Raw genomic sequence first — 26,329 nt, forward strand, 5'->3', positions numbered from 1 at the left:
TCACGCCAGGCCGGCGGCGCGGAAGGCGTCCAGCGAAGGGCGGATGACGGCGCTGGGGCCGGTCGTCGGCGCGACGGCGTCCAGCGTCTTCAGGCCGTCGCCGGTGTTGAGGACGACGGTGGTCAGCGCCGGGTCGAGCAGGCCGTTCTCGATCAGCTTGCGGGTGACGCCGACGGTCACGCCGCCCGCCGTCTCCGCGAAGACGCCCTCGGTGCGGGCCAGCAGCTTGATCGCGTCGACCACCTGCTCGTCCGTCACGTCCTCCACCGCGCCACCGGTGCGGCGGGCGATGTCGAGCACGTACGGGCCGTCGGCGGGGTTGCCGATGGCGAGCGACTTGGCGATGGTGTCCGGCCGCACCGGGCGGACGACGTCGCGGCCGCCCTTGAACGCCTGGGAGACCGGGGAGCAGCCCTCGGCCTGGGCGCCGAAGATCCTGTACGGCCGGTCCTCGACGAGGCCCAGCTCGACCAGCTCCCGCAGCCCCTTGTCGATCTTGGTGAGCTGGGAGCCGGAGGCGATCGGGACGACGATCTGGTCCGGCAGCCGCCAGCCGAGCTGCTCGCAGATCTCGTACGCGAGCGTCTTGGAGCCCTCGGCGTAGTAGGGGCGCAGATTGACGTTGACGAAGCCCCAGCCCTCACCGGCCGGGTCGCCGATCAGCTCGCTGCAGAACCGGTTGACGTCGTCGTAGGTGCCCTCGATGCCCACGAGGTCGCCCCCGTACACGGCGGCCATGACGACCTTGCCCTGCTCCAGGTCGTGCGGGATGAACACGCACGACCGCAGCCCGGCGCGGGCCGCCGCGGCACCGACCGCGCCGGCCAGGTTGCCGGTGGAGGAACAGGAGAGCGTGGTGAAGCCGAAGGCGCGGGCGGCCTCGACGGCGATGGCCACGACGCGGTCCTTGAAGGAGTGCGTGGGGTTGCCGGAGTCGTCCTTGACGTGCAGCTCACCGGTGACGCCCAGCTCCTTGGCCAGGTTGTCGGCGCGCACGAGCTTGGTGAAGCCCGGGTTCAGGTTCGGCTTGGCGGCGACGTCGGCGGGCACGGGCAGCAGCGGCGCGTACCGCCAGATGTTGTCGGGACCGGCCTCGATCCGCCGGCGCAGCGCCTCGGCGTCACCCCGGGGCAGCTCGTAGGCGATCTCCAGCGGGCCGAAACAGGCCACACAGGCGAAGCTGGGGCCCAGCGGGGTACGCTCGCCGCACTCGCGACAGGACAGCGCCACGGCGGGGCCGAGCGAGACGCCCGCGGCGGCGCTGCCGACAGCGGCGGCGGAGTTGGATTCGGTGCTTGAAACCGTGTTCACGGCCATGGAGGCGAGGCCCTTTCTCCTCATCTTCCCCACGACGGCTCTCGCCATGGGACGGAATTGGCACCTTCCCCACGGCGGCCTTCGCCTCCGGAATGAACCGGAATGACGCAATCGCGCGCGGGAGGGTTGCCGGGGCTTCTACGGGCCGTTCCCTCTGCCCCTCTGGATGAGCTCTATGACGCCGGGCGGCGTGTTTGTCGGTGGCGCCGGTGGGCGCCGGGTCCGTCCGCGACGTGCCCCGACATGCGGAGGTCACGTGCGCTGTTCAAGACTGTAACCGACGGCCGTGAGGGTGGATGGGGTCGTCCGAACCGCGAGACGCAGGCGTTCGCGGCTGATCGCTGGAGGCGGATACGTGCTGAACGAGGTCGAGAGCTGGCTGCACCGGCGCTCCTGGAGCGCATCGGACCGACCGCTCGCGCGGCTGCTCGCCGCAAAGCGGGCGGCGGGGGCGCACGGCAGCGTGAGCGTCGTGCTCCCCGCGCTCAACGAGGAGGCCACCGTCGGCGACATCGTGACCACGATCCGTGCCGAACTCATGACGCGGGAGGTCCCGCTCGTCGACGAGCTGGTGGTGCTCGACTCCGGCTCCAGCGACCGCACCGGGGACGTGGCGGCGGCGGCCGGGGCCAAGGTCGTCCACCGGGACTCGCTGCTGCCCCGGGTGCCGACCGTGCCCGGCAAGGGGGAGGTGCTGTGGCGCTCGCTCCTGGCCACCAGCGGCGAGATCGTCTGCTTCGTCGACGCCGATCTGCGGGACTTCCGCTCCACCTTCGTCTCCGGCATCGTCGGCCCACTGCTCACCGACCCGGAGCTGCACCTCGTCAAGGGGATGTACGACCGGCCGCTCGGGGACAGCCCGGCGGGCGGCGGCCGCGTCACCGAGTTGGTGGCACGGCCCGTGCTCAACCTGCACTGGCCCCGGCTGGCCGGGTTCGTCCAGCCGCTCGGCGGGGAGTACGCCGCCCGGCGCTCGCTCCTGGAGCGGCTGCCCTTCCCCGTCGGCTACGGCGTCGAGCTGGCGCTGCTGGTGGACTCCCTGCACGCCGTCGGGCTGGACGCCCTCGCCCAGGTCGACGTCGGCGTCCGCAAGCACCGCAACCAGGACGGCCAGGCCCTGGGCAGGATGGCGGCGGCCATCTACCGCACGGCGCAGCGGCGCATCGCGGGGGCGCCGCTCACCCACGCCGGGCTGACCCAGTTCGCCCGCGAGGAGGGCGGCGGCTTCGTCCCCCGCACGCATCCCGTGGACACCGAGGAGCGGCCGCCGATGAGCACGGTCCCGGAGTACACCGCCGCCCGCCACGCCGCGTAGGCCGCCCGTCGCCCGGTCGCGCAGCCCCCGGCACCGGGCCCGGCCCGGACACGGGGTGCCCCCGCACGCGCGTCGCGAACCGCGGGTCCGCCGCGGACGGTCGCGCGGTTCCCCGCGCCCCTCGCGGGGGCGGAACCGCACGGCCGTTTGAACGGCGGCCGATGCGGATACGCTCGCCGCATGGTCGCTGCGTCCCACGTGTCCCAGGTCCTGGTCGCCTCCAACCGTGGTCCGGTCTCCTACTCGTTCGCCGAGGACGGCTCGCTCGGCGCGAGACGCGGCGGCGGCGGCCTCGTCTCCGGGCTCTCGGCCGTCGGCCCCGGGACGGACGCCGTGTGGGTGTGCGCCGCGCTCGGCGAGGGCGACCGGGCGGCGGTCCGGCGCGCCGACGGGCTGCTGCCGGCGGAGGACACCGGCGGCCAGCGGGTGCGGATGCTCGACATCCCCGCCGAGACCTTCGCCCACGCCTACAACGGCATCGCCAACTCGGTGCTCTGGTTCGTCCACCACATGCTCTACCAGACGCCGCTGGAGCCGGTGTTCGACACCGGCTTCGAGGAGCGGTGGGCCGCCTACGAGGCCTACAACGCGGCCTTCGCCCGGGCGCTGGCCGACGAGGCGGCCGAGGGCGCCGTCGTCCTCGTCCAGGACTACCACCTGGCGCTCGTCCCCGAGTTGCTGCGCCGGCTACGGCCGGACCTGCGGACCGGCCACTTCTCGCACACCCCCTGGGCCCCCACCGCGTACTACCGGATACTCCCCGACGCGGCCGCCACGGCCGTGCTGCGCGGCATCCTCGGCGCCGACCGCGCCGCGTTCCTCACCCGGCGCTGGGCCGAGGCGTTCGCCGCCTGCTGCGCCGACGTCCTGGGCGCGACGGTGGAGCCGGCGGAAGCCTCTGCGGACGACGAGCTGCTGATCACCCACGAGGGCCGCACGACCCGCGTCGGCGTGCACGGGCTGGGCGCGGACGCCGCCTTCCTGCGCGAACGCGCCCACCGGGCGGACGTCGAGGAGCGGATGGCCGCGCTGCGCGAGCGGATCGGCGAGGGCCGCCGCACGATCGTCCGGGTGGACCGCACCGAGCTGTCGAAGAACATCGTGCGCGGCCTGCACGCCTACCGCAGGCTGCTGACCGATTTCCCGCACTGGCGGGAGCGGGTGGTGCACGTGGCCTTCGCCTACCCCTCCCGGCAGGACCTCGCCGTCTACCGCGACTACACGGCGGAGGTCTCCCGCCTCGCGGACGCGGTCAACGCCGAGTTCGGCACGGCCGGCTGGACGCCGGTGGTGCTGCACGTCGAGGACGACTTCGCCCGCTCGCTGGCCGCGTACCGGCTGGCGGACGTGGCCCTGGTCAACCCGATCCGGGACGGGATGAACCTCGTCGCCAAGGAGGTGCCCGTCGTCTCCGACCACGGCTGCGCGCTCGTCCTCTCCCGCGAGGCCGGGGCCGCCGCCGAACTGGGCGAGGACGCGCTGCTGGTGAACCCCTACGACGTCGGCGCCACGGCCCGGGCCCTGGACGAGGCCCTCTCCGTCGCGCCGGAGGCGCGCACGCAGGCCACCAAGCGGCTCGCCGCCGCCGCGACGGCGCTGCCGCCGCGCGCCTGGTTCCTCGCCCAACTCCGCGCGCTCAGCGAGGCGTAGGCGCCGCCCACGGCTCCGCGAGCGAGCGCAGCAGCGCGGCGACGCCCGCCGGCCCCGGGACGACGACGTCGGCCCGGGAGGCCAGCGCGGGCACCTCGGGGGCGGCGCTGACCAGGAGCACCGGCAGCCCCTCGGCGCGCCGCCGCTCCAGCGCGGCGAAGGCCGCCAGATCCCCCAGGTCGTCGCCGGCGTAGAGGGCGGGGCCCGCGCCCCGCTCCGCCAGATAGGCGGCGAGCGCCAGCCCCTTGTCCATGCCGCGCGGACGCAACTCCAGGACGCAGCGCCCCGGTTCGAGGTGCAGGCCGTGCCGCTCGGCCACGGCGGCCAGCGGCTCGCGCAGGACGGCCAGCGCGCCCTCCGGATCGGTGGACCGCCGGGTGTGGACGGCGACGGCCAGCCCCTTGTCCTCGACGGTGACGCCTTCGGGCAGGGCCAGGCTCCCGAGGAGGCCGGGGAGTTCGGCGCGGACGGCGGCCACCTCGGGGTCGGGGGGCGGCGTGGAGGCCTCGCCGGTGGCGGCGTCCCAGCGCTCGGCGCCGTAGCCGCCCAGGACGGTGAGGCCCTCCAGGCCCGGTACGTCGGCGAAGCCCCCGTACCGCACGGCGAGCTCGGCGGGCCGCCCGGTGACGACCGCGATCCCGGCCACATGGGGCGCGAGCCGCACCAGCGCGGGCAGCACGTCGGGGTGGGGGCGGGCGTCCGCCGGGTCGGGGACGATGGGGGCGAGGGTGCCGTCGAAGTCGAAGGCGACGACCGAGCGGCCCGGACCGGCCTGGATGGCCTCGAAGCCGGTGCGCCCGGCGGGCGTGATGGCGTGCGCGTCGAAGCGGACCATGCCCGTGACCCTACCGGCGCCGCCGCTGCGCGTCTCTGACGCGCCGGAGCCGGTTCACCGTCACCGGGTCGTGGGCGAGGGCCCGGGGGTCGTCGAGCAGGGCGTTGAGCACCTGGTAGTAGCGCGTCGGCGGCATGCCCAGCCGCTCGCGTATCGCCCGCTCCTTCGCGCCCGGCCCCGGCCAGCCCCGCCGCTCGACGGCGAGCACGGCCTCGTCCCGCGCGGACAGCTCCCGGGCGGGCCCGTCCCCGGGCCCGGCACCGGCCGTGCCCCTGGGCGCGCCCCGCGGCTCGTCCTCGGGCCCGTCCGTGCTCTCGCTCACCGTGTGCTCACCCCCGCCTCCGTCGCCCCGGCCAACGTAACGCGTGCCCCGGGGGCGGCCCCGACCCGGCCCCGGGTGCCCGGCTCAGCCCAGGGTGCGGTAGCGGCCCTGGAAGTAGGTGAGGGGGCCGCCGTCGGCTCCGGGCACGCCCGTCGTCAGGACGCGGGCCACGAGCAGCGTGTGGTCGCCGGCGGGGACGCGCTGCTCGGTGCGGCACTCCAGGTGGGCGAGTGCGCCGTGGACGAGGGGGGCCTCGGCGATGTCGCCCCGGGTGTGCGGCAGCTCCCGGAAGAGCAGCTCGTCGCTGAGCCGGCCCTTCATGGCGAAGCGCCCGGCCGTCTGCCGCTGGTTGTCGGCCAGCAGGTTGGCGGCCCACAGCTCGCGCCGGGCCAGCAGCTCGTCCATCCGGGAGCCGGTGCGGACGCTGAGGAGGACGAGCGGGGGGTCGAGGCTGACGGAGACGAAGGCCGTCGCCGTCATCCCGACGTAGGCGCCCCGGGCCCCCTCCTCGGGGTCGAAGGCCGTCACCAGGACCACCCCGGCGGCGAGCCGGGCCATGGCCGCTCGGAACTGCTCCTCGTTCACCCCTCCAGGATGGGGGACGGCGGCGGCGTCGGCGGGGTCGGCGGACGCCGTCCGCGCGGTGTCGGCGGCGGTATCGGTGCGGTGCGCTGCTGTCGGAAACACAGCGGCGACGCTAGCGAGCCGCCGGGCCGGGGCGCATCGGGCCCGGGAACCAGCCGGGTCCTAGGACCGGCACCAACCGCCCCGAACAGGGGTACGACGGCGCTCACCGGAGGGGAAATCCGCACCTCCAGAACCTCTTATTGTGACATGAGTCACAGATGAGATTTATTGCTGACCCTGTGTACCGGGGGTGGAGCAGCCTGTGATTCAGTGGCGGAAACACTCGGACGAGTGGCATTTCGGGCCGGCGACGAGCCACGAGGGGAGGGCGATGGACACCGATTCCGAGCCGTACGTCCGCCTCACCAGCCTGCGTCGCCTGCACCAGTCCGTGGCGCAGCTCAACACCGCCCGCAGCCTCGCCGACACCCTCCAGACGGTCGCCGACGGCATCGTCACCGGCCTCGGTTTCGAGATGGCCGCCGTCAACCTCGTGCGCCAGGACGGGGACCTCGTCGTCGCCGCCGTCGCGGGCAGCACCGGGGCCGAGGCGATGATGGCCGGCCGGGTCGGCTCCCGCGCCTCCTGGGAACGCCGGCTGGCCCTGGGCGAGGCCTGGGGAGAGCTGCGGTTCGTGCCCTACACCGAGGGCTGGGTGCTCGACGACGACGACGTCCCGCAGTGGCACTCGCCCGGTCCCGCGCCGCGCTTCCCCGACGAGTGGCACCCCATGGACCGGCTGTTCATCCCCATGTACACCTCCGACGGCGACCTCCTCGGCGTCATATCCGTCGACCGGCCGCGCAACGGCCGCCGCCCCGGCCCGTGGGGCTGCGAGGCCCTCCAGATGTACGGGTTCCAGGCCGCCATCGCCATCAGCAACGCCCGGCTGCGCGCCAACATGCAGCGCGCCCTCGTCCGGCTGGAGCGCGAGCAGCAGGCGCTGCGGGCGAGCGAGGAGAGCTTCCGCGCCGCGTTCGAGTACGCCCCCAGCGGCATGGCGATCGCCGAGATGGGCGGGGACCAGCACGGGCGGCTCATCAAGGCCAACGACGCGCTGTGCAGGCTGCTCGGGCGCTCGGCCTCGATGATGCGGCGCTATTCCTTCTCCGACCTCGTCCACCCCGAGGACATCGGCACCCTGCTGCGCACCGCCGCCGAGGGCGGGCGGGCCGAGCTGCGGATGAGCCGCCGCGACGGCTCCTACGTCTGGGTGTCCTTGCGGAACTCCGTCGTCGCGGACGTCGCCGACGGACCGCGCTTCCTCCTCACCCACGTCGAGGACATCGAGGAGCGCAAGCGCCACGAGCTCCAGCTCGCCCACCGCGCCAGCCACGACTCCCTGACCGGGCTGCCCAACAGCGCCGAGCTGCGGGCGCGGCTCAGTGCCCGGCTGTGCGAGCGCCCGGCGCTGACGTCGGTCCACGCGGGCGGGCACGCGAACGGGCACGGCGACGGCCACCGGGACGACCACGCGGGCGTGTACTCCGGCCACCCGGGCCCGGACGCGACCTGGGTCGACGCCTACGACTCGGGCGCCCTGTACCTCGACGACGCCCGCGCCCACGGCTTCAGCCCGGACGGGTACGACGTCGACGGCTTCAAGGCCGACGAGCCCGGAGCGGGCGTCCCAGCCGCGCCGCCCGCCGTGGGCGCCGGATTCGACCACCACGTCCACGTCACCGCGCCGCAGAGCGACGACCCGGCGGCCAAGGGGCTGGCGGTCCTCTTCTGCGACCTGGACGGCTTCAAGTCCATCAACGACCGCTTCGGCCACCACTGCGGCGACGCCGTCCTCGTGGAGGTCGCGCGGCGGCTCGCGGCGGGCGTGCGGGACAACGACACGGTGGCCAGGCTCGGCGGCGACGAGTTCGTCGTCCTCGCGGACGGGCTGGGCCTCGCCGACGCGGGCGACCTGGCGGTGCGGCTGCGCAACGCGATCGTCCCGCCGATCCGGGTCGAGGGGCGCCAGGTGCGGGTCGGGGCGAGCTTCGGCATCGGCTGGGCCTCCTGCGGCGAGTCGGTGGAGGAGATCCTCCAGTCCGCGGACCAGCGGATGTACGTCGAGAAGCGCTCCCGCTCGAAGGGCCACCGGCGGGCCGGGTAGCGGACCCGGGGGGGTATCCCACGCACAGGAGTACGCCTGCGCTGTCCCCCGAACGGGGTAGGCTGCCCGGGGTCAGCCGATGCCGTGTGAGGAGAACAGGGGATGACCGCCGGAAACAACGGTACGACGCCGCCGGAGGGGGACGACCCGTTCGGCTATCTGTACCGCCAGGAAGGCGGCGCGCCGGACCAGGCCCCGCAGCAGCAGGGCGTCCCCCGCACCTCGTACCAGCAGGTCCGCCCGGTGGGCGAGCGCCGCTACGGCGGCCAGCAGGCGCAGGCGGGCGGCTACGGCTACCCGCCCCAGGGCCCGCCGCCCCAGGCCCAGCCACCGCAGGGCCCGCAGGCCCCGCAGGGCGGCTACGGCTACCCGCCCCAGGCTCCCGCTGCCAACGCCTACCCCAACGCGCACTACGCGGCCCCGGAGACGCAGCCCGGCGGCCGTGCGGCCACCCGGGGGATGGCCGGCCCGGCGGGCGGCGGCCACGGCGCCCGCGGCTCCGGTCACGGCTCCGGCGGCGGACAGCGGCGCAACGGCCTGCTCATCGCGGCCCTGGCCGTGGTGGGCGCCGTCCTCATCGGCGTCGGCGCGGCCGTCGCCTTCTCCGGTGACGACGCCGGGGACCAGGCCCAGAACTCGGCGAGCAACGGCCAGTCCGGCGGCACCGACGGCACCGGCCAGAAGGACGACGAGCAGCAGGGCGAGGAGGAGAAGGACAAGGAGCCCGAGGACGTCGAGCTGCCCGGCGAGGACGCCTCCAGCCTCCGCCTCGACAACGGTCCCTTCGTCGCCGGGGACGTCCCCGGCTCCAAGGCCAAGGACGGCAAGTACGTGACGGGCATGAACAAGCCCGGCGCCACGGTCACCTGGACGACGAACGTCCCCGAGGCCGGCACCTACCGCCTGTACTTCGGCTACACCGTGCCGGGCAAGGACATGAAGCTCAGCCTCCTCGTCAACGAGGCGCCGAAGCCGCAGAACGTCAACTTCAAGAACTTCGCCAAGGGCCCCAAGAACGACTGGGAGAAGTCCTGGACGTACACCTACGGCCAGGTGACGGTCAAGGAGGGCGAGAACGTCTTCCGTCTGACCTGCGGCGCGGAGGACGCCTGCGACGTGGCCCTCGGCCGCGTGTGGCTCGCTCCGGCCGAGGGCTGAGACCCGGGCGGAGCCGGGCCCCGGCGGGGCCCGGACGGGCCGGTCTCAGGCGGGCCGGTCTCAGGCGGGACCGGGGGCGACGGCCCACGCGCCGCGGCGGAGTACGGCGCGGACGGTGAGGTCCGCGTCGAGGGCGACGAGGTCGGCGTCCAGCCCCGGACGGATCGCGCCGACGCGGTCGGAGCGGCCGAGCAGCCGCGCGGGGGTCGTCGACACGGCGCGCACGGCGTCCTCGATGCCGATGCCGTCCCGGGTGACGGCGCGGCGCAGCGCGGCGTCCAGGGTGAGCGTCGAGCCGGCGATCGAGCCGGGGCTGCCGTCGTCGGTGACGAGGCGGGCCACCCCGTCCACGACCTCCACGTCCAGCGGGCCGAGCCGGTAGCGGCCGTCGCCGAAGCCCGCGGCGTCCATGGCGTCGGTGATGAAGGCGACCCGGCCGGAGCCCGCGCGGTCGAAGGCCAGCCGCAGCGCGGCGGGGTGGAGGTGCGTGCCGTCGTCGATCAGCTCGACGGTGACGCCCTCGTCCTCCAGCAGGGCGGTGACGGGCCCGGGGGCCCGGTGGCCCAGCGCCGGCATCGCGTTGAACAGGTGGGTGGCCACGGAGGCCCCCGCGTCGATCGCCGCCCGCGTCTCCTCGTAGGTGGCGTCGGTGTGGCCGACGGCGGCGAGCACGCCCTCGTCGACGAGGAGGCGGACGGAGTCGAGCCCGCCCGGGCGCTCGGTCGCCAGCGTGCACATCACCGCGGTGCCCCGCGCGGCGTCGACGAGCTTGCGGACCTCGGCCGGGTCCGGGTCGCGCAGGAGCGCCTCGCTGTGCGCGCCCTTGCGGCAGGGGGAGATGAAGGGGCCCTCGAAGTGCACTCCGGCCAGCTCGCCCTGCTCGACCAGCTCGGACAGCAGCCCGGCCTGCCGCGCGAGCGTGTCGAGCTCGCCGGTGACGGTGGAGGCCACGAGGGTCGTCGTGCCGTGGACGCGGTGGGTGCGGACGGCCGTCAGCACGTCCTCGGCGGTGCCGGAGGTGAAGGAGGCCCCGCCGCCACCGTGGTTGTGGACGTCCACGAAGCCGGGCACCAGCCAGTGCCCGGCGAGGTCGACGTCGCCGGGGTGCGGTGCCGCGGGCTCCCCCGGCCCGGCCGCCGGCTCGACGGCGGCGATGCGGCCGCCCTCGACGGTCACCCGGCCACCGTCCAACACGCCGTCCGGCGTGACGACTTTGGCCCCGGCGAGGCTGAACTGCTGCGTCATCGGGTCGCGACCTCCGCGGTGAGTAGGTCCCAGGCGAGGAGCCCCGCGCCCAGGCAGCCGGCAGCGTCCCCGAGGGCGGCCGGAACGATCAGGGGCAACCGCTGGAACGTCACCTTGGCCCGGACGGCCTGACGCAGCGGCGCGAAGAGGGTGTCCCCGGCTTCGGCGAGGCCGCCGCCGACGATGAGCATGCGCGGGTCGAGCAGGGTGAGCGCGGTGACGAGGCCGGTGGCGAGGGCGTCCACCGCGTCCCGCCAGACGGCCTCGGCCCGGGGGTCGCCCGCGGCGACGGCGCGCGCCGCGTCGGCGGCCGTGCTCCGGGCGTCCCCGCTGGCCTCGGCCCAGGCGCGGCCCACGGCGGCGGCGGAGGCGAGCGTTTCGAGACAGCCGTGCTGGCCGCAGCCGCACGGCGGGCCGCCCGGCCGGACGACGATGTGGCCGATCTCCCCGGCGCCGCCGTGGGCTCCGGCCTCCACCCGGCCGTCGATGCCGATGGCCCCGGCGATGCCGGTGCCCAGGGGGACGAAGACGAAGCGGTCCACACCGGCGCCCGCGCCGATGCGCCCCTCGGCCAGGCCGCCGGTGCGCACGTCGTGGCCGAAGGCGACGGGCAGGCCCAGCCGCTCGGCGAGCAGCCTGCGGAGGGGGAGGTCGCTCCAGCCGAGGTTGGCGGCGAAGCGGACCACCCCCGCGGGCTCGTCGAGGATGCCCGGCACGGCGACTCCGGCCGCCCGGGGGCCGCGCCCGTACCGGTCGGCGCCGGTGCGGGCGAGGTCGGCCGCGAAGTCCAGGACGGCGGCGGTGACGGCGTCGGGACCCCGGCCGCGGCCGGTGGGACGACGGTCTTCGTGCAGGAGCGCACCGTCCGGGCCGACGAGGGCGGCCTTCATGCCGGTGCCGCCCACATCGAGGGCGATGACGTATTCCACGTCCACAGTCTCGCCCGAGATCCCCCAAGAGGTCTAGTCCACTGCCGGGGTTCGGCAGGAGTGTCCGGGACGACCCGGAGGAACCGTGAACATCGGGAAGAAACCACTCAGAGTGGCACGGAACCCTAGTCCCAGCCCTGCCCCCGACGGCCCCGCTTCACCTCGCCGCGCCGCTTCTTGTTGCGCAGCCGCCGCTCCACCACACCGCGCGGCACGCGCTTCTTCCTGCGCTCGGGCCGCGGCGGCGCCGTCGCCTCGGCCAGCAGCGAGGCCATCCGGACGGCCGCCGTCTCGCGGTTGCGCCACTGCGAGCGGTGCTCGCTCGCCCGCACCGTGAGGACGCCGTCGCGCAGCCGCTCGCCGAGACGGTCCAGCGCCCGCTCCTTCCACACCGGCGGCAGGGCGTCGGTGCGGGCCAGGTCGAAGCGCAGCTCCACCTGGCTGTCGCTGGTGTTGACGTGCTGCCCGCCCGGCCCGGACGAACGCGAGAACCGCCAGCTCAGCTCCGACTCGGGCAGGGCGACAGAACCACGGATGACGTAGGGACCGGACATGCGTCCATGATCTCCTCTCCCCCGGGCACCCGCACCGCCTTTTCCCCGGGCCCCCTCGGCGTCGGACCGCCCCGCAGCCACCCGGAAGCCGTCTCGGACGTGCGGCGAAAGGCGGGCCGAAACCGGGCCGAAACCCGTCGCCGGAACCTGCGCGTACCCGAGCAGCGTTGTGGGGAGTGAATGTACCGTCGTCGCATCTGACGAGAACCTTGAGAAAGGGACCCACCCCATGGCTGTGAGCCTGTCCAAGGGCGGCAATGTTTCGCTCTCCAAGGAGGCCCCTGGCCTCACCGCGGTGACCGTCGGCCTCGGCTGGGACGTCCGCACCACCACCGGCACCGACTTCGACCTGGACGCGAGCGCCATCGCGGTGAACGCCGCCGGCAAGGTGCACACCGACGGCCACTTCGTCTTCTTCAACAACACCGCCTCGCCGGACCAGGCCATCGTGCACACCGGTGACAACCGCACCGGCGAGGGCGGCGGTGACGACGAGCAGATCAACGTCAACCTGCAGACACTGCCCGCCGAGATCGACAAGATCGTGTTCCCGGTGTCCATCTACGACGCCGAGTCGCGCAGCCAGAACTTCGGCCAGGTGCGCAACGCGTTCATCCGCATCATCAACCAGGCCAACCAGCAGGAGATCGCCCGCTACGACCTCAGCGAGGACGCGGCGACGGAGACGGCCATGGTCTTCGGCGAGATCTACCGCAACGGCGCGGAGTGGAAGTTCCGGGCCGTGGGCCAGGGTTACGCGTCGGGGCTGGCGGGTATCGCTCAGGACTTCGGCGTTAACGTCTGAGACAGCCGTCGCGAAGGGGCCAGGCCATCGGGTCTGGCCCCTTCTGGTGCGCACGGCCGACCGAGACGTCCGGAACTGTCCGCTAACGAGGAGATAGACGTGCAGGGGAACGCAAGCGCCTGGGAAGCCTTCTGGCGGGACCGTCCGGTGGAGGACGGCGCGACGCTGTGGGACGTGGACCCGGCCGAGGCCGTGCACCGCCACCTGCCGCGGCTTCAGGAGTGGTACACGCCCGGGCTGCCGGTCGCGGACGTCGGCTGCGGGAACGGCCGTCAGACGGAGGCTCTGGCGGAACGTTTCGACAGGGTCGTCGGCTACGACGTCTCCGCCTCCGCGCTGGCCGCGGCGCGGCAGCTGCACCCCCGGGACAACATCGCCTACCGGCAGCTGGACCTGTCCGTGCCCGGCGAGGCGGACCGCCTCCACCAGGAGTTCGGGGACCAGAACGTCTACGTGCGCACCGTCATCCACCAGCTGCCCGAGGAGGCGCGGCAGTGGGCGGGCGACTCGCTCGCGACCCTGCTCGGCGAGCGCGGGCACGGCTACGTCATCGAGCTCGCCCCCGAGGCCGCCGTGCTGTTCGCCGCCTGGCCCCGGCAGGGCGGCCCGTCCAAGCTCGACGACATCATCCAGTCCGGGCTCGTACCGGCCCGGCTGGCCCCGGGCGAGCTGGAGGAGACCCTGGTCAACGCCGGCCTCGACGTCGTCGAGATGGGCAACTTCACCGGGCGCAGCGTCGAGACCGGGCTGGACGGCCCGCTGACGGTGCCGATGCAGTTCGCCCGCGTCCGGCGGGGGCGTTGACGATGCTCACGACGACGGTCGCGTACGGCTCCGTCGAGCAGATACGCGCCGTCCAGGCCGCCGACCCGCTGGGCGCCGACGAACTGTGCGCCAGGCTGCCGCGGATCAACCCCCGGGCCGATCTGTTCGCGCTGGCCACGGCACTGCGCCGCATCCTCCCCGATACGGCCGACGTCGGCGGCTTCTCCCGCGACGCGTGCCTGGCCGCCATGCGCGACATCGGGCTCTTCGCCGGCTCCATCAAGCGCCACGGCGCCGAGCCGGGCCGCGTGGTACCCGAACTCCTGCCCGTCCTGGAGGAGTTGGGGCGCCGCACCGACATGGTGCCGCGGGACACGGTGCTGCACTACTGCGTGTGGAACCCGACGGGCGAGCGGCGCCGCACCTACACCGGGGACGCGCAGGAGCGGGCCCTCCAGGACTCCGTGCGGCACGCGTTCCCCCGGCTGCACACGGCGCTGGAGCTGTGCGGGGAGCTCAGCCGCACCGAACCCTGGGAGCCGGGCTTCGCCCCGCTCGTGGCGGAGATCGGCGGGCACGCCCAGGTCATGGTGGAGTCGATCGACCGGGTGATAGCGGACGTCAGCCCCGAGTTCTTCGCCCGCGGCCTGCGCCCCTACTTCGAGGAGTTCACCGTCGACGGCACCGCCTACCTGGGTCCGGCGGCGGCCCAGGTGCCGCTGTGGCTCGTCGACGAGGTGGTGTGGCTCTCGGACGCCGGCGTCGACGCGTACGAGCGGTTCCTGCTCGACTCCGTGCCCTACGGCCTCCCGCGCTGGCGCGACCTGCACGCCGCCTGGCACGGCCGTCCGTCCGCCGTGGGCCGACTGCTGACGGCCGCCGGGGGGCCGCACGCGGGCGCCGTGCGGGCCGGGGCCGAGGCACTGGTGGAGCTGCTGCGCACCGTCACGACGTTCCGCGGCCGGCACCTGCGCATCGCCCGGCAGGCCTACCGCGAGGACGTGCGCCTCTACCCGCTCGGCAGCGGCGGCGGCAGCGTCGATCTCCTCCGGGAGGTCCTGCTGCTCACCCGGGAGAACGCCCGGATCGCGCGGGAGCGGGCCCACGCCTCCCCCACGCGGACACCAGCGGCGCGGAGAGCGTGACGAACCCGGGGTCGGCCAGGTCCGCCAGGACCTGGCCGAAGTCCTCCTCGCCGACCAGCCCGCCGGTCAGCAGCGGCTCCCGCAGCCGCCGGAAGGTGTGCCGGTAGAACTCGGCACCGGCGCTCCCCCCGCGCAGCGCCCCGCCGTCCACCACCGCGTCGACGCCGGTCAGCCCGCGCTCCGCGAGAGCGGACGGCAGCCGGTGCCCGAACCGGTTGTCGCAGCCCCGCCCGCCCAGCAGCGTCACGACCGCGTCGTGCACCCGCTGGAACCGCTCGGCCGCCGTGCGCGGCGCGGGCAGCGGCCCCGGCACGTCGATGTCGAACTCGGAGAGGACGACGAGCCCGCCCGGGGCGCAGTACCCGACGAGCCGGTCCAGCACCCTCGCACGCTCCGGCAGATGCGAGAGCACCATCCGCGCGTGCACGACGTCGAACGTCTCGCCCAGCGGCTCGTCGGCCAACAGGTCGTGCCGGCGTATCTCGACCCGCGACGGCAGCCCGGCCGCCTCCAGATGCCGGGTGTCGACGTCCAGCGCGACCACCCGGCCCGCGCCTTCCCCCACCATGCCGGCCAGCAGCCGGCTCACCGAACCGCCCCCGGCGCCGACGTCCAGGCAGGAGGCGCCCTCGGGCACGCCCGCCGCCACGAGCGCCCGGCGGGAGGCGGGCTCCCAGAACGCGCCCAGGTGTGCCAGCCGCGCCCGCTCCTCGTCCCACTCGGTCGCGAACGTGTAGCTCTCCCCGGTCACGAGCTCCCCGGTGCTGTGCTGCCCGGTCATGTCCTTCCCTCCCGGCGACGTCCCCATCCGCCCACCGGGAACCTATCGCGCGCCCCCGGGCCACTGCGCCGCACGTGGGAGCATGGACGCGTGATCGATCTGGGCTACTCGCTCTCCCGGAGGCTCCCCGACCCGCCGCAGACCGCCTACGCGCGGGCCGACGTGCGGGCCCTGCGGTACGACCTCTTCCGCGGCGACGTCTACCTCGCCGACGTGGACGCCGACCGGGAGCTGGCGACCGCCCTGGGCTGGGTGCCGGTGCTGGACTTCGCCTGGGCGCTGTGCGATGTCGTCGAGCACCTCGACCGCGACCCCCTGGGCAGCCGCGCGTCCCGGCCGCAGCGGGCCGAGCTGGACCTCACCGAGTCCGCCGACCGGCTGCGCTTCGTGCGCCGCTTCGGCTGGGTGGAGGTCACCGCCGACTGGGCGCCAGACGAACTCCCGCTCGCCTTCAGCCACTCCGCGCTGCGGCGGGAGGCCAGGGACTTCCTCCACGACCTGGTCGCCGACCTGGTGGACCTGCACGAGGACCTCGGCGACAACCCGCTGGTCTGGGACCTCCAGGCCCGCTTCCCCCGCGTCTAGGAGCCTGACCGGGTGCCCGGCCGGGTGTCCCCCCGGGCGCCCTGTCGCCCGGGCTCGTCGCCCGGCTCCCGGGACGCACCGCGACGCGGCCGGGCACGCACGTGCATCCGCTCCCCCTGGGAGCCGAAGAGGCTGAGGACCTCCACGGGCCCCTCGCCCGTGCTGCCGAACCAGTGCGGCAGCCGGGTGTCGAACTCCGCCGCCTCCCCCGGGCCCAGCACGAGGTCGTGCTCGGCCAGGACCAGGCGCAGCCGGCCGGCGAGCACGTACATCCACTCGTAGCCCTCGTGGCGCACCGGGTCCGGCGTCCGCTGTTCGGCGGACACCACCATCTTGTACGCCTGCAGCGGGCCCGGCTGGCGCGTCAGCGGCAGCACCGTGCGGCCCTCCAGGTGCCGGGGGACGAGGCGGACGCGCGGGTCTCCGACCTCGGGCGCGCCGACCAGCTCGTCCAGCGGCACCTGGTGCGCCTGGGCGATCGGCAGGAGCAGCTCCAGGCTCGGGCGGCGCTGGCCGGTCTCCAGCCTGGACAGGGTGCTCTTCGAGACCCCGGTGGCTTCCGACAGCGCCGCGAGCGTCACCCCGCGCCCGGTGCGCAGCCGTTTGAGCCGCGGGCCGACCTCGTCCAGGGCCCGGCTGATGGCAGTGGTGTCGTCCATGCGGCCCATTGCACCGCGACGTCCCGGAAACGGCAACAAAGTTTGCCGGAAATGCGAGGCAGCCCGCACCCTGGGCCTCCGCGGGGCGTGAACCCCGGACCGCACACCACGGAGGCGCACACCATGACGGGACACCACCACACGCAGGCCGGGCATCACCACGACCACGCGGACCTCGACTGGGACGCCATGGTCACCGAGCTGCTGCGCGAGGGCGAGCTGCACCTGCCGTACCTGGAGCGGGCGGCGGAGTGGCTCCGCGACCTGGCGTCCGCCGGAGCCCCCGTCGCTGCGTCCGCCGACGCGCCCGTCGGTGCGGGCGGCGACTCGGGCGGCGACTCGGGTGGCGCCCCGGAGCCGGCCGTCCGGCGCGTGCTGGACGTGGGCAGCGGCCCCGGGGTGGCGGCCTGCGTGCTCGCCCGGGCCTTCCCCGAGGCCGAGACGGTCGCCGCCGACCAGTCCGCAGCCCTGCTGGAGCACGCCGCCGAACGCGCGGCCGGGCAGGGCCTGAAGCTGACCACGCACCGCGCCGACCTGCCCGCCGAGTTCGGCACCCTGCCGCCGGCCGACCTCGTCTGGAGCAGCAACGTCGTCCACCACCTCGGCGACCAGCAGGCGGCACTCACCTCCCTCGCCGCCGCCCTCCGCCCCGGCGGCCTGCTCGCCGTCGCCGAACGCGGCCTGCCCCCGCGCTTCCTCCCGCGCGACATCGGGCTCGGGCGGCCCGGCCTCCAGGCCCGCCTGGACGCCGCCGAGGAGGAGGCGTTCGCGGCCATGCGCGCCGGGCTGAGCGGCACCGTGGACGTGGTCGAGGACTGGCCCGCCCTGCTCACCGCCGCCGGGCTCACCCCCACCGGGAGCCGGACGTTCCTCTCCGAGCACCCGGCGCCGCTGGCCCGGCCCGCGCGCGCACACCTGCGCGACCGGCTGGCCCGCAAGCGCGAGCGGCTGGCCGGGCTGCTGGACGCGGAGGACCTCGCGACGCTGGACCGCCTCCTCGACCCCGGGGCGGAGGCGGGTCTGCTGCACCGGCCCGACGCCTTCTACCTGCACGCCACCACCGTGCACACCGCCCGCGCGCTGCCCCGGGGGTAGGCACCGCCCGAGGAACGCCGCCGCGCCTCACGGCCGGACCCGGATGCCCAGGGAGGCGGCGAGCGCGGGAACGTGGTCGAGCAGCTGGGCCGGGGTGATCGTCGCCCCGGCCAGCCGCTCCACGCCCCGGCTGAGCGTGAACCCCGCCGTCTCCCGCAGATCGACGTCGACGAGGGTGGCGCCCGTCAGATCGGCACCGCGCAGGACGCAGTCCCGGAAGGCGACCCGGGTCAGCGTGGCGCCCGCGAGATCCGGCTCGACGAGGACGCAGCCCTCGAAGGCCACGTCGGTCAGCGTCGCCCCCCGCAGGTTGACGAAGTCCAGCTTGCCGCCCCGGAACAGGACGCGGGACAGGCTCGCCCCGTACGCCCGGACGCCGCCCAGCCGGACGTCCGCGCAGGTCACGTCCCGGAACCGGGCGTCGACGAGGTCGGTGCCCACGCCCCTGACCGCCTCCAGCGCGCAGTCGGCGAACCGGGCGCCGCGCAGCCCGGCCTCGTCCAGCGTGACGTCCCTCAGCGCGCAGTCGAGGAACCGCGCACTCGGCGCGTCCGCCCCCGTCAGGTCCAGGGAGGTGAACGCCAGGCCGTCGTAGTCCCCCTCGGGGGCGAGAGGGCCGGGGTGGGCGTCCAGCTCGGGCAGGGTGAACTCGGGGGGCCGGGGCGGCGCCGGACCCGCCGGCCGGGACGACGTCGGACGGGGTGGCCGGGGCGGCTGCGAAGGCGTGCGCGGTGTCATGACATCCAGCATGGGGGCCACCACTGACAGTCACCGACGCCGGGCGGTTGACTTGAACTTACATTCACGTTCGATGCTGGGTGCCCACCGCACCGCACGCGCCAGCCGCTGGGGGGGGAACCACCATGCACGCCGTACGACTGCACGCCTTCGGCCCCGCCGAGAACCTCACCTACGAACGGGTACCCGACCCGGTTCCCGGACCCGGCCAGGTCCTCGTCGACGTGGCCGCCGCGGGGGTCCACCTCGTGGACACCGCCCTGCGCTCGGGCCGGCAGCCCGGCCCGACGCCCACGGCCACCGAGCTGCCCACGATCCCCGGCCGGGAGGTGGCGGGCCGGGTCACGGCCCTCGGCGAGGGCGTCGGCCCCGAGTGGCTGGGCCGCCGCGTCGTCGCCCACCTGGGCATGGTCCCCGGCGGCTACGCGGAACGGGCCGTCACCGGCGTCGAACGGCTGCACGTCCTGCCCGGGGGCGTCGCCGCGCCCCAGGCCGTCGCCGTCATCGGCACCGGGCGCACCGCCATGGGCATCCTCCAGTTCATCGAACCGGGCCCGGGCGACACGGTGCTCGTCCTCGCCGCGGCCGGCGGCATCGGCTCACTCCTCGTGCAGTACGCCCGGCGGGCCGGAGCCCGGGTGATCGGCGCCGCCGGCGGCCCGGACAAGACGGCCGCCGTCCTCCGGCTCGGCGCGGACGCGGCCGTCGACTATCGCGAGCAGGGCTGGACGCGGCGGGTGCCCGGCCCCGTGACCCACGTGCTCGAGGGCGTCGGCGGCGACGTCGGCCGGGCCGCCGCCGACCTGCTCGCGCCCGGCGGCACCCACCTGTCCTACGGCTACGCCGCCACGTCCTTCGACCCCTCCGGGCAGGCCGTGCTCGACGAGGAGGAACAGCGCCGCCGCGGGGTGGTCTCCCGGTCGGTGCTCGGCAAGCCGATGTTCGACCGGATCGGCGGCGTGGAGAACCTGCGGGTGCTGGAGGAACGCGCCATGGCACGGCTCACCGACGGCACGTTCGACCCACTCGTGCACGCCTTCCCCCTGGCCGAGGCCGCCAAGGCCCACCGCGCCCTGGAGGAGCGCGCCACCACCGGCAAGGTCGTCCTCGTCCCGTAGCGGCCGTCCTCGTCCCGCGGGTGACGGTCCCGACGTCCGCCGGGCCGTCACCCACCGCCCGAGGCCCGGGCCGCGTGCTCCGTCCGCAGCCGGGCCACCCGCTCCCGCAGCCCGGGCAGGGCCTCGTAGAGCGCCTGGCCCGGGCAGTCCGTCGCATAGCCGTCCCGGTGCCCGGCGATCACGTCGAGCGTCACCTCCGCCCCCTTCGGGTACAGGCTCGCGTCGTTCGTCGACTCCATCCGCACCCGGCCCAGCGGGTCGGCCCCCGGGCTCAGCTTCCAGGCGGCCACGGCCGCGATCGCCGCCAGCATGCGGTCGGGCACCTCCTGGCCCGCGCCGAAGGTGCCGAGCGCCGCGATGCCGACACTCCGCTTGTTGAACCCCTTCGTGTGCGCCCCGAGCACCGTGCGCTCCTCGCTCCCGGCCCGGCCCTCGTAGATCGTTCCGCAGCGGTCGACGACGAAGTTGTAGCCCAGGTCGTCCCAGCCCCGCCCTTCGATGTGCTGCCGCTGCATCTCCCGCAACAGCCCCGGCACGTCCCGCTCGCAGTCGTAGGTGTTCGGGTGGTTGGTGTGGTGGACGAAGACCGCCTCGGCGGACGGCGTGCGCGCCGGGCCCTCCCGCACCGCCTCCTCGTCCGCGTGCCACACCGCCCGCCCCACCACCGGGGGCTTCGGCGCCGACGGGCGCGGCCCCGCTTCGGCCCCCGGCTCCACCACCGGGGGCCGCTCCGGGGCGCTCCAGGTCATCAGCAGTGCCAGCACCGGCACCGCCGCCCCCTGCGCCACCCTGCGCGGCCACATGCCTCCCACCCTGCGCCCGCCTCCGGCCCGCCCCCACCCGGTGACCCCCGTTCGGGTGACACCGCGCCCGTGGCACGCCCGGTGCCCGTCACCCGTCGGCCGGCCCCGGGCGCAGCAGGAGCAGGGCGATGTCGTCGATGCTCGGCGCGGACTCGCGGGCCCGGTCGACCAGGGTGTCGGCGAGTTCCTCCACGGGCCGGTCCCCCGCCCGTGCGAGATGGCCCGCGAGCTCGGCGGTGGCGTCCTCGATGTCGACGCCGGGAGTCTCGACGAGCCCGTCCGTGTAGAGGGCCAGCGTGGCTCCGGCCGGCAGGGGGAACTCCGCCGCCTCGTACTCGGCCGAGGGATCGATGCCGAGCAGGAGGCCCGGCGGCACGTCGAGCGTCTCGGTGCGCCCGTCGGGGTGGCGCAGCAGCGGGGGCGGATGCCCGGCGCTGGCCAGGCAGATCCGACGGCGCTCCAGATCGACGCGGACGTAGAGGCAGCTGGTGAACAACCCCGGGTCCAGGTCGGTGAGCAGGCGGTTGGTACTGGCGAGGACCTCGCCCGGCGGCGCGCCGGCGGTGGCGTGAACGGCGGTGCGGACCTGGCCCATGAGCGCGGCGGCCGTGACGCTGTGCCCCTGGACGTCGCCGATGGCCGCCGCGACCGCGGTGTCGTCCAGGCGGATGAGGTCGTAGAAGTCGCCGCCGATGTCCATGCCCGGGCCGGCGGGCTGGTAGCGCGCCGCCACGTCCAGCCCGGGGACCCGGGGCAGGGTGCGCGGCAGCAGGCCGGTCTGGAGGTGGTGGGCCAGCTCCTGTCTGGTGTCGTGGAGGCGGGCGCGGTCCAGCGCCTGGGCCACGAGCCCGGCGACGGAGACGAGGACGGCACGCTGCGTCGGCGGGAAAGGGCGGGGCCGGTCGTAGGAGAGCACCAGCGAGCCGACGGGACGGCCGGAGGCGATCAGCGGCAGGAACGCCCAGGAGGCCGTCCCCGGCAGCGCCGGACCGCCCGGGAACAGCCTCTCCATCTCCTCGGGGGCGGGGATGAAGCGGGGGACGCCGTCGCTGAGAACCTGCGCCGCCGGGCTCGGCGACGCCGACAGCCGGAGACCGTCCAGACGCTCCGCCGCCTCAGCGCTGTAACCACGCGAGCCCAGGATCCGCAGCCGGTCGTCCTCCGCCACGAAGAGGATCAGGCCCTGCGCCTCGAAGGCGGGCAGGATCTGGTCGGCGACCCCGTCGACCACGTCCCGGACCCCGACGGCCTCGGCCAGCGTGGCGGCCAGATGCGTCAGATGGGCCAGCACGCCGGCCCGGCTCGGCACGGCCGAGACCTCGGGACGCCGGCCTCCCGCCTCGTCCTCCGCCGGCTCCGGGTCCGTGGGGGCGATCCGGACGCTGATGCCGGTGGTGTCCGGGTGGAGCTGGAAGGAGAGCCACCGGTCCGGTGGGCGCAGCACGGTGAACGAGGTGGGCTGGTGGGTCACCACCGCGGACCGGTAGTGCTCCTCGACGAGCGGGTCGTCCAGCCACGGCAGCGTCTCCCACGGCAGCGTCCCCAGCAGCTCGGCGACCTCGGCGCCCAGGAGCTCGGCACCGGTGGCGGTGACGAAGGTGACCCTGCCGTCCAGGTCGAGTGCGCAGCTGCCGTCGGGCAGCCGTTCCGCGAAGTCGATCGCGGCCCGCTCCAGGTCCGGCCGGTGGGGCATGGTGCGGGACGGGGGCAGCACCCGCGGCTCGGAGCCGGGCAGCACCGGGTGCCCGGCCTCCTCGGCCCTGAGCAGCCGCAGCCCCAGGCGGCTGCGGGTGTGGTCGACCGCGTCGCGCTCGTGAGCGCTCAGCCGCGGCGTGTGCGCGCCCGGCCACAGCATCACCAGGCCGCCCCACACCGTCGTGTCGGTGGCGATCGGGGCGGCGGCCATCGTGAACGGGTAGGGCAGCACGAGCGCGATCCGCGGATAGCGGCGCGCCACCTCCTCCTGGCTGCCGAGCCACACCAGCCGGTTCCCCCGCAGGGCGTCGCTCACCGGGGTCGAGGCCCCCAGCTCCACCCGCGACCAGGGCACGGCGATCTCCTGCGACAGCCCGCTCAGCACGGCGAGGTACAGCGTCTCCTCGCCCGGCGGCAGCAGGTACACGGCGCCCGTGGTGGCGCCGGTGTCGCGCATGCCGTCGACCAGAGGACCGTCGAGCCACTCCAGGCCGGAGCCCGCCGCGGGCGCCGAGCCGCCGCCGTCCGCCACGCCCTCACTCCCTCCGGCCGGCCCCGACGGACGGGCGCCGAAGGCCCCGCCCACACGCCGACATATCCCTCATATACGGACGATACGTCCGACCCGCCGCCCCGCGCAGACCCGGCCGGGGCCCGGTCCGAGGGCCGGGCAGCCCTGGCCGGTCACCCTCCCGTCACACCCCCGGCTGCTGCCGGGAGCCGACGGCGGCAGATAGGGCGACCGGAGGCTCACGCTCGTCGCCCGGGTGCGCCAGGCCGTCGAAGGCCGGGCCCAGCTCGTGGTGGTCCGGGAACGCGTGGACCGAGGAGAGGACCGTGTCAGGCGGGCCGTCCAGCTGGACCCGCGCGGCGGCCGGCCGCTCCCGGGGCCGCCGCCAGCTCGCCGGAAGGGCCGCACGATCGTCGCTCACACCGACAGTCCGCCCCGCCCCGGCGGTCGCGCGGGGGCCGCGACGCGCGAGACCCCGGCCACCGCTGGGGTGGACCGGGGCCTCGCGTCGGAGCCGCCTGTCGGAGTCGAACCGACGACCTACGCATTACAAGTGCGTTGCTCTGGCCAGCTGAGCTAAGGCGGCGTGGACGCGGTCAACTCTACACAGCCGCCAACGGGCGGTCGCGAGTACTTCCGGCTACTGACAAAGCGGTCGGTCGCGGGTTAACGTTCGCGGAATGTCCACGGTCTCGTGGACGACTCCTCCCTTTACTCGGATCGTCCGGCACGTTCCTGCCGGTGAAGGAGACACAACAACATGGCCACGGTCACGTACGACAAGGCGACGCGGGTGTACCCGGGAAGCGAGAAGCCCGCCGTCGACCAGCTCGACATCGAGATCGAGGACGGCGAGTTCCTCGTCCTCGTCGGCCCCTCGGGGTGCGGGAAGTCCACGTCCCTGCGGATGCTCGCGGGGCTGGAGGACGTCAACGGGGGCGCCATCCGCATCGGCGAGCGGGACGTCACCCACCTTCCCCCGAAGGACCGGGACATCGCGATGGTGTTCCAGAACTACGCGCTCTACCCGCACATGACCGTCGCGCAGAACATGGGCTTCGCACTCAAGATCGCGGGCGTGCCGAAGGCCGAGATCCGCCAGAAGGTGGAGAACGCGGCCAAGATCCTCGACCTGACCGAGTACCTGGAGCGCAAGCCGAAGGCACTCTCCGGCGGTCAGCGGCAGCGGGTGGCGATGGGGCGCGCGATCGTCCGGGAGCCGCAGGTGTTCCTCATGGACGAGCCGCTGTCCAACCTCGACGCGAAGCTGCGCGTGCAGACCCGTACGCAGATCGCGAGCCTCCAGCGGCGGCTGGGCATCACCACCGTGTACGTCACGCACGACCAGGTCGAGGCCATGACGATGGGCGACCGGGTGGCGGTGCTGAAGGACGGCCTGCTCCAGCAGGTGGACTCGCCGCGCCGGATGTACGACAAGCCGGCGAACCTGTTCGTCGCGGGCTTCATCGGCTCCCCGGCCATGAACCTGGTCGAGGTGCCGATCACCGACGGCGGCGTGAAGTTCGGCAACAGCCTGGTGCCGGTCGAGCGGGAGGCCGTGGCGGAGGCCGCGTCCCAGGGCGACCGCACGGTGACCGTGGGCGTGCGGCCCGAGCACTTCGACCTGGTGAACGGGGACGGCGCGCGGGCGCTGGAGAAGGACGAGCCCGCCGGGCTCCCGGTGACGGTGAACGTCGTCGAGGAGCTCGGGGCCGACGCCTTCGTCTACGGCACGGCCCACGTGGGCGGGGAGGACAAGGACATCGTCGTGCGCGTGAGCGGCCGCGGTGTGCCGGAGAAGGGCTCCGAGATCCACGTCGTGCCGCGGGCCGGTGAGTCGCACGTGTTCGCGACCTCCTCGGGTGAGCGGCTCAGCGACTGACCGAGCGCACCGAGCGGAAGGGGCTCGCCCTCCGGGCGGGCCCCTTCCGCCGTCCGGGCGACGACGGCGCGGCAGGGACGGCCGCACTCGCGACGGCAACGGCAACGGCAACGGCAACGGCATGAGCGTGGGATGACTCGTCCGGGGCGCCAGGCGTCAACATCACGCCCGCGAAACCACTTTTTCTTCGCTCATCAGGGTGACCAATTGTCGCCATATCACTACCCCTCGCTACCATCGCTCCGGCAGCCCTTTTGTGGGCACCCGTTCCGCCCCTGGCGTCGCCGGGGAATCCCGTCGCGAGGAAGACACCAGTGAATCAGGCAGTGCGCCGTATCGGCAGAAGTCTCGCCCTTGTCCTTCCGGTCGTCCTGGTGCTGTCCGGGACGCTCGCCGTGGCCCGGGTGCCGTGGTCCGGGGCGCCCTCCGAGTCGCAGATGCTGACGGCGTCCACCGAGCGCGCGGCGTCCGGCCGTCAGGAGCCGCGGGCGCCGCACGAGGTGCTGCGCGACCGGCTGGTGGCGGAGCTGCAGGAGAAGGACCCGGGGGTCGCCCTCACCAGCCTCCAGCGCGCGGTGGACGAGAAGCCGTCGCTGGCCCGGCACTGCGTGGCGATCGCCCGGGCGCTCGGGCAGGCGGCCGTCCAGAAGTACGGCTCGCCGCAGCGGGCACAGCGCTTCGCGCGGCCGGTGTGCGACACCTCGTTCGCCTCGGGCGTGGCCGACTTCCGCTGAGCTTGCCGCGGATCGTCGGCCCCCGCCCGATAGCGTGCAGGCATGGCAGACGATCCGCGTGTTCAACCGACGCAGGCCGTGATCCTGGCCGGTGGCCAGGGCTCCCGGCTGCGGCCCTATACCGACGACCGGCCCAAGCCGATGATCGAGATCCCCGGGACGGGGACCCCGATCATCGGCTTTCAGCTGTCCTGGCTGGCGCACGAGGGCGTCACGGATGTCGTCGTGTCGTGCGGACACCTGGCGTCGGTGCTCCAGGAGTGGCTGGCGGCGGCGGAGCTGCCACTGGTCGGTGAGGGGCCGGAGGCCGGGCCGCTGCGGGTGACGACGGTGGTGGAGCCGGAGCCGCTCGGCCGCGGCGGCGGGCTGCGGTTCGCGGCGCAGGCGCTGCCGCGCACGGACGAGCCCTGGTACGCGACGAACGGCGACATCTGGACGCGCTTCCCGCTGCGGGAGATGGCGGCGTTCCACCACGAGCGGGCGGCGGTGGCGACGCTGGCGCTGGCCCGGCCGAGGATTCCCTGGGGCGCGGTCCGCACCGACGGCTTCGGGCGGGTGACGGACTTCATCGAGGCCCCGCCGACGACGTACGAGGTGAACGCGGGCGTCTACGTGTGCGCGCCCGAGTTCACGGACTTCCTGCCGGAGCGCGGGGACCACGAGCGGACGGCGTTCCCCCAGCTGGCGCGGGAGGGGCGATTGGCGGGGTTCCCGCTGCCGCAGGGGGCGTACTGGCGGGCCATCGACACGGCGAAGGACCTGTCGGAGGCCGCCCGGGAGCTGGCGGCCTCCGCCCAGGCCGAGCCGGAGCCGCCGGTGGAGACGCCGCAGTAGCGGGGGTGCCCCCGAGCGCGTCGTCTCCCTCTGACGGCGGCTCCGGCCCCGACGACCGGACCGACGACGGAACCGGCGACGGAACCGGCGACGGGACGGACCACGGCACCGATCACCGCG

Annotated in this window: 26 protein-coding genes, 1 tRNA gene and 1 riboswitch; of the genes, 13 read left to right on the top strand and 14 right to left on the bottom strand. The window is 74.7% G+C overall.

What is annotated here, in order from left to right; all coding sequences use genetic code 11:
* On the bottom strand, positions 1 to 1,317 hold the full coding sequence (gene thrC / locus O7609_RS09490) for a threonine synthase (protein WP_269734500.1): 1,317 nt from the start codon (positions 1,315 to 1,317) through the stop codon (positions 1 to 3).
* Between the two features lie 17 nt (positions 1,318 to 1,334).
* Positions 1,335 to 1,490: riboswitch (SAM riboswitch) on the bottom strand.
* A 182-nt stretch (positions 1,491 to 1,672) separates the two neighbouring features.
* On the opposite strand from thrC, the gene O7609_RS09495 reads away from it, so the two are divergent.
* Complete coding sequence (locus O7609_RS09495; RefSeq protein WP_269734501.1) at positions 1,673 to 2,632, top strand: glucosyl-3-phosphoglycerate synthase; 960 nt, start codon at positions 1,673 to 1,675, stop codon at positions 2,630 to 2,632.
* A gap of 180 nt (positions 2,633 to 2,812) precedes the next feature.
* A complete protein-coding gene (locus tag O7609_RS09500; RefSeq protein ID WP_269743407.1) occupies positions 2,813 to 4,282 on the top strand; it encodes an alpha,alpha-trehalose-phosphate synthase (UDP-forming) in 1,470 nt (489 codons plus the stop codon).
* On the opposite strand, the gene otsB is transcribed toward O7609_RS09500, so the two are convergent.
* The 3 genes from otsB to O7609_RS09515 form a co-directional block, all read right to left on the bottom strand.
* On the bottom strand, positions 4,269 to 5,117 hold the full coding sequence (otsB, locus tag O7609_RS09505; RefSeq protein ID WP_269743408.1) for a trehalose-phosphatase: 849 nt from the start codon (positions 5,115 to 5,117) through the stop codon (positions 4,269 to 4,271). The genes O7609_RS09500 and otsB overlap by 14 nt on opposite strands.
* A 10-nt stretch (positions 5,118 to 5,127) precedes the next feature.
* Positions 5,128 to 5,439 carry a DUF3263 domain-containing protein gene (locus tag O7609_RS09510; protein WP_443072088.1) on the bottom strand — a complete coding sequence of 104 codons (312 nt, stop codon included), beginning with the start codon at positions 5,437 to 5,439 and terminating at the stop codon, positions 5,128 to 5,130.
* 84 nt (positions 5,440 to 5,523) lie between these two features.
* Complete coding sequence (locus O7609_RS09515) at positions 5,524 to 6,126, bottom strand: flavin reductase family protein (protein ID WP_443072089.1); 603 nt, start codon at positions 6,124 to 6,126, stop codon at positions 5,524 to 5,526.
* Between the two features lie 271 nt (positions 6,127 to 6,397).
* Here O7609_RS09515 and cdgB point away from each other — a divergent pair, with 271 nt between their 5' ends.
* Together cdgB and O7609_RS09525 are read left to right on the top strand one after the other, a co-directional pair.
* Positions 6,398 to 8,173 (top strand): diguanylate cyclase CdgB, encoded by a 1,776-nt coding sequence (gene cdgB / locus O7609_RS09520; protein ID WP_269743409.1) that lies wholly within the window; start codon positions 6,398 to 6,400, stop codon positions 8,171 to 8,173.
* A 102-nt stretch (positions 8,174 to 8,275) separates the two neighbouring features.
* A complete protein-coding gene (locus tag O7609_RS09525; protein ID WP_269743410.1) occupies positions 8,276 to 9,331 on the top strand; it encodes a hypothetical protein in 1,056 nt (351 codons plus the stop codon).
* Positions 9,332 to 9,391: 60 nt separating this feature from the next.
* On the opposite strand, the gene nagA is transcribed toward O7609_RS09525, so the two are convergent.
* The 3 genes from nagA to arfB all read right to left on the bottom strand — a co-directional run bounded on the left by nagA (position 9,392) and on the right by arfB (position 12,059).
* Complete coding sequence (gene nagA, locus O7609_RS09530) at positions 9,392 to 10,576, bottom strand: N-acetylglucosamine-6-phosphate deacetylase (RefSeq protein WP_269734506.1); 1,185 nt, start codon at positions 10,574 to 10,576, stop codon at positions 9,392 to 9,394.
* Positions 10,573 to 11,505 (bottom strand): ROK family protein, encoded by a 933-nt coding sequence (locus O7609_RS09535; RefSeq protein ID WP_219092321.1) that lies wholly within the window; start codon positions 11,503 to 11,505, stop codon positions 10,573 to 10,575. Before O7609_RS09535 ends, nagA begins: the two co-directional genes overlap by 4 nt.
* 125 nt (positions 11,506 to 11,630) lie before the next feature.
* A complete protein-coding gene (gene arfB / locus O7609_RS09540) occupies positions 11,631 to 12,059 on the bottom strand; it encodes an alternative ribosome rescue aminoacyl-tRNA hydrolase ArfB (protein WP_269734507.1) in 429 nt (142 codons plus the stop codon).
* Positions 12,060 to 12,288: 229 nt separating this feature from the next.
* Between arfB and O7609_RS09545 the strand changes: the two genes are divergently transcribed.
* The 3 genes from O7609_RS09545 to O7609_RS09555 all read left to right on the top strand — a co-directional run bounded on the left by O7609_RS09545 (position 12,289) and on the right by O7609_RS09555 (position 14,774).
* Positions 12,289 to 12,864 carry a TerD family protein gene (locus O7609_RS09545; protein WP_269734508.1) on the top strand — a complete coding sequence of 192 codons (576 nt, stop codon included), beginning with the start codon at positions 12,289 to 12,291 and terminating at the stop codon, positions 12,862 to 12,864.
* Positions 12,865 to 12,963: 99 nt separating this feature from the next.
* The gene (locus O7609_RS09550; RefSeq protein ID WP_269743411.1) at positions 12,964 to 13,668 is read left to right on the top strand and encodes a class I SAM-dependent methyltransferase; all 705 of its coding nucleotides are present in this window, start codon (positions 12,964 to 12,966) and stop codon (positions 13,666 to 13,668) included.
* Between the two features lie 2 nt (positions 13,669 to 13,670).
* Positions 13,671 to 14,774 carry a monodechloroaminopyrrolnitrin synthase PrnB family protein gene (locus tag O7609_RS09555; RefSeq protein WP_269743412.1) on the top strand — a complete coding sequence of 368 codons (1,104 nt, stop codon included), beginning with the start codon at positions 13,671 to 13,673 and terminating at the stop codon, positions 14,772 to 14,774.
* Here O7609_RS09555 and O7609_RS09560 read toward each other — a convergent pair.
* On the bottom strand, positions 14,695 to 15,555 hold the full coding sequence (locus tag O7609_RS09560; protein ID WP_269734511.1) for a class I SAM-dependent methyltransferase: 861 nt from the start codon (positions 15,553 to 15,555) through the stop codon (positions 14,695 to 14,697). The genes O7609_RS09555 and O7609_RS09560 overlap by 80 nt on opposite strands.
* Positions 15,556 to 15,645: 90 nt before the next feature.
* On the opposite strand from O7609_RS09560, the gene O7609_RS09565 reads away from it, so the two are divergent.
* Positions 15,646 to 16,140 carry a hypothetical protein gene (locus tag O7609_RS09565; RefSeq protein WP_269734512.1) on the top strand — a complete coding sequence of 165 codons (495 nt, stop codon included), beginning with the start codon at positions 15,646 to 15,648 and terminating at the stop codon, positions 16,138 to 16,140.
* On the opposite strand, the gene O7609_RS09570 is transcribed toward O7609_RS09565, so the two are convergent.
* Positions 16,137 to 16,799, bottom strand: a complete 663-nt coding sequence (locus tag O7609_RS09570) for a helix-turn-helix domain-containing protein (RefSeq protein ID WP_269734513.1) — start codon at positions 16,797 to 16,799, stop codon at positions 16,137 to 16,139. The two genes, O7609_RS09565 and O7609_RS09570, sit on opposite strands and share 4 nt — an antisense overlap.
* Before the next feature lie 123 nt (positions 16,800 to 16,922).
* Here O7609_RS09570 and O7609_RS09575 point away from each other — a divergent pair, with 123 nt between their 5' ends.
* Positions 16,923 to 17,894, top strand: coding sequence for a class I SAM-dependent methyltransferase (locus tag O7609_RS09575; protein WP_269734514.1), 972 nt, complete (start codon positions 16,923 to 16,925; stop codon positions 17,892 to 17,894).
* A 27-nt stretch (positions 17,895 to 17,921) separates the two neighbouring features.
* Here O7609_RS09575 and O7609_RS09580 read toward each other — a convergent pair whose 3' ends face one another.
* The gene (locus tag O7609_RS09580) at positions 17,922 to 18,632 is read right to left on the bottom strand and encodes a pentapeptide repeat-containing protein (protein ID WP_269734515.1); all 711 of its coding nucleotides are present in this window, start codon (positions 18,630 to 18,632) and stop codon (positions 17,922 to 17,924) included.
* A gap of 125 nt (positions 18,633 to 18,757) precedes the next feature.
* Here O7609_RS09580 and O7609_RS09585 point away from each other — a divergent pair, with 125 nt between their 5' ends.
* Positions 18,758 to 19,750: a zinc-binding dehydrogenase gene (locus O7609_RS09585; protein WP_269734516.1), complete on the top strand. Its 993-nt coding sequence runs from the start codon at positions 18,758 to 18,760 to the stop codon at positions 19,748 to 19,750.
* Between the two features lie 47 nt (positions 19,751 to 19,797).
* Here O7609_RS09585 and O7609_RS09590 read toward each other — a convergent pair whose 3' ends face one another.
* The 4 genes from O7609_RS09590 to O7609_RS09605 form a co-directional block, all read right to left on the bottom strand.
* Positions 19,798 to 20,553 (bottom strand): N-acetylmuramoyl-L-alanine amidase, encoded by a 756-nt coding sequence (locus O7609_RS09590; RefSeq protein WP_269734517.1) that lies wholly within the window; start codon positions 20,551 to 20,553, stop codon positions 19,798 to 19,800.
* An 88-nt stretch (positions 20,554 to 20,641) separates the two neighbouring features.
* Positions 20,642 to 22,780: a SpoIIE family protein phosphatase gene (locus tag O7609_RS09595; protein WP_269734518.1), complete on the bottom strand. Its 2,139-nt coding sequence runs from the start codon at positions 22,778 to 22,780 to the stop codon at positions 20,642 to 20,644.
* A 163-nt stretch (positions 22,781 to 22,943) separates the two neighbouring features.
* Positions 22,944 to 23,180, bottom strand: a complete 237-nt coding sequence (locus O7609_RS09600; RefSeq protein WP_269734519.1) for a hypothetical protein — start codon at positions 23,178 to 23,180, stop codon at positions 22,944 to 22,946.
* 91 nt (positions 23,181 to 23,271) lie between these two features.
* Positions 23,272 to 23,345: transfer RNA gene (locus tag O7609_RS09605), tRNA-Thr, on the bottom strand.
* A 174-nt stretch (positions 23,346 to 23,519) separates the two neighbouring features.
* Here O7609_RS09605 and O7609_RS09610 point away from each other — a divergent pair.
* The 3 genes from O7609_RS09610 (at position 23,520) to O7609_RS09620 (ending at position 26,209) form a co-directional block, all read left to right on the top strand.
* Entirely contained in the window at positions 23,520 to 24,641 is a 1,122-nt protein-coding gene (locus O7609_RS09610) for an ABC transporter ATP-binding protein (protein ID WP_269734520.1), read from the top strand.
* Positions 24,642 to 24,955: 314 nt separating this feature from the next.
* Positions 24,956 to 25,375, top strand: coding sequence for a hypothetical protein (locus O7609_RS09615; protein WP_269734521.1), 420 nt, complete (start codon positions 24,956 to 24,958; stop codon positions 25,373 to 25,375).
* A gap of 42 nt (positions 25,376 to 25,417) precedes the next feature.
* Entirely contained in the window at positions 25,418 to 26,209 is a 792-nt protein-coding gene (locus O7609_RS09620) for a nucleotidyltransferase family protein (protein ID WP_269734522.1), read from the top strand.
* Positions 26,210 to 26,329: the final 120 nt, after the last annotated feature.

It is taken from the genome of Streptomyces sp. WMMC1477, assembly GCF_027460245.1.
Classification (GTDB): domain Bacteria; phylum Actinomycetota; class Actinomycetes; order Streptomycetales; family Streptomycetaceae; genus Streptomyces.

Coding starts and splice junctions, on each gene's coding strand:
- O7609_RS09570 (WP_269734513.1), bottom strand. CDS start 16,799: ATGGACGACACCACTGCCATCAGCCGGGCCCTGGACGAGGTCGGCCCG.
- nagA (WP_269734506.1), bottom strand. CDS start 10,576: ATGACGCAGCAGTTCAGCCTCGCCGGGGCCAAAGTCGTCACGCCGGAC.
- O7609_RS09620 (WP_269734522.1), top strand. CDS start 25,418: ATGGCAGACGATCCGCGTGTTCAACCGACGCAGGCCGTGATCCTGGCC.
- O7609_RS09585 (WP_269734516.1), top strand. CDS start 18,758: ATGCACGCCGTACGACTGCACGCCTTCGGCCCCGCCGAGAACCTCACC.
- O7609_RS09610 (WP_269734520.1), top strand. CDS start 23,520: ATGGCCACGGTCACGTACGACAAGGCGACGCGGGTGTACCCGGGAAGC.
- O7609_RS09560 (WP_269734511.1), bottom strand. CDS start 15,555: ATGACCGGGCAGCACAGCACCGGGGAGCTCGTGACCGGGGAGAGCTAC.
- O7609_RS09555 (WP_269743412.1), top strand. CDS start 13,671: ATGCTCACGACGACGGTCGCGTACGGCTCCGTCGAGCAGATACGCGCC.
- O7609_RS09575 (WP_269734514.1), top strand. CDS start 16,923: ATGACGGGACACCACCACACGCAGGCCGGGCATCACCACGACCACGCG.
- thrC (WP_269734500.1), bottom strand. CDS start 1,317: ATGGCCGTGAACACGGTTTCAAGCACCGAATCCAACTCCGCCGCCGCT.
- O7609_RS09580 (WP_269734515.1), bottom strand. CDS start 18,632: ATGACACCGCGCACGCCTTCGCAGCCGCCCCGGCCACCCCGTCCGACG.
- otsB (WP_269743408.1), bottom strand. CDS start 5,117: ATGGTCCGCTTCGACGCGCACGCCATCACGCCCGCCGGGCGCACCGGC.
- O7609_RS09545 (WP_269734508.1), top strand. CDS start 12,289: ATGGCTGTGAGCCTGTCCAAGGGCGGCAATGTTTCGCTCTCCAAGGAG.
- arfB (WP_269734507.1), bottom strand. CDS start 12,059: ATGTCCGGTCCCTACGTCATCCGTGGTTCTGTCGCCCTGCCCGAGTCG.
- O7609_RS09590 (WP_269734517.1), bottom strand. CDS start 20,553: ATGTGGCCGCGCAGGGTGGCGCAGGGGGCGGCGGTGCCGGTGCTGGCA.
- O7609_RS09500 (WP_269743407.1), top strand. CDS start 2,813: ATGGTCGCTGCGTCCCACGTGTCCCAGGTCCTGGTCGCCTCCAACCGT.
- cdgB (WP_269743409.1), top strand. CDS start 6,398: ATGGACACCGATTCCGAGCCGTACGTCCGCCTCACCAGCCTGCGTCGC.
- O7609_RS09525 (WP_269743410.1), top strand. CDS start 8,276: ATGACCGCCGGAAACAACGGTACGACGCCGCCGGAGGGGGACGACCCG.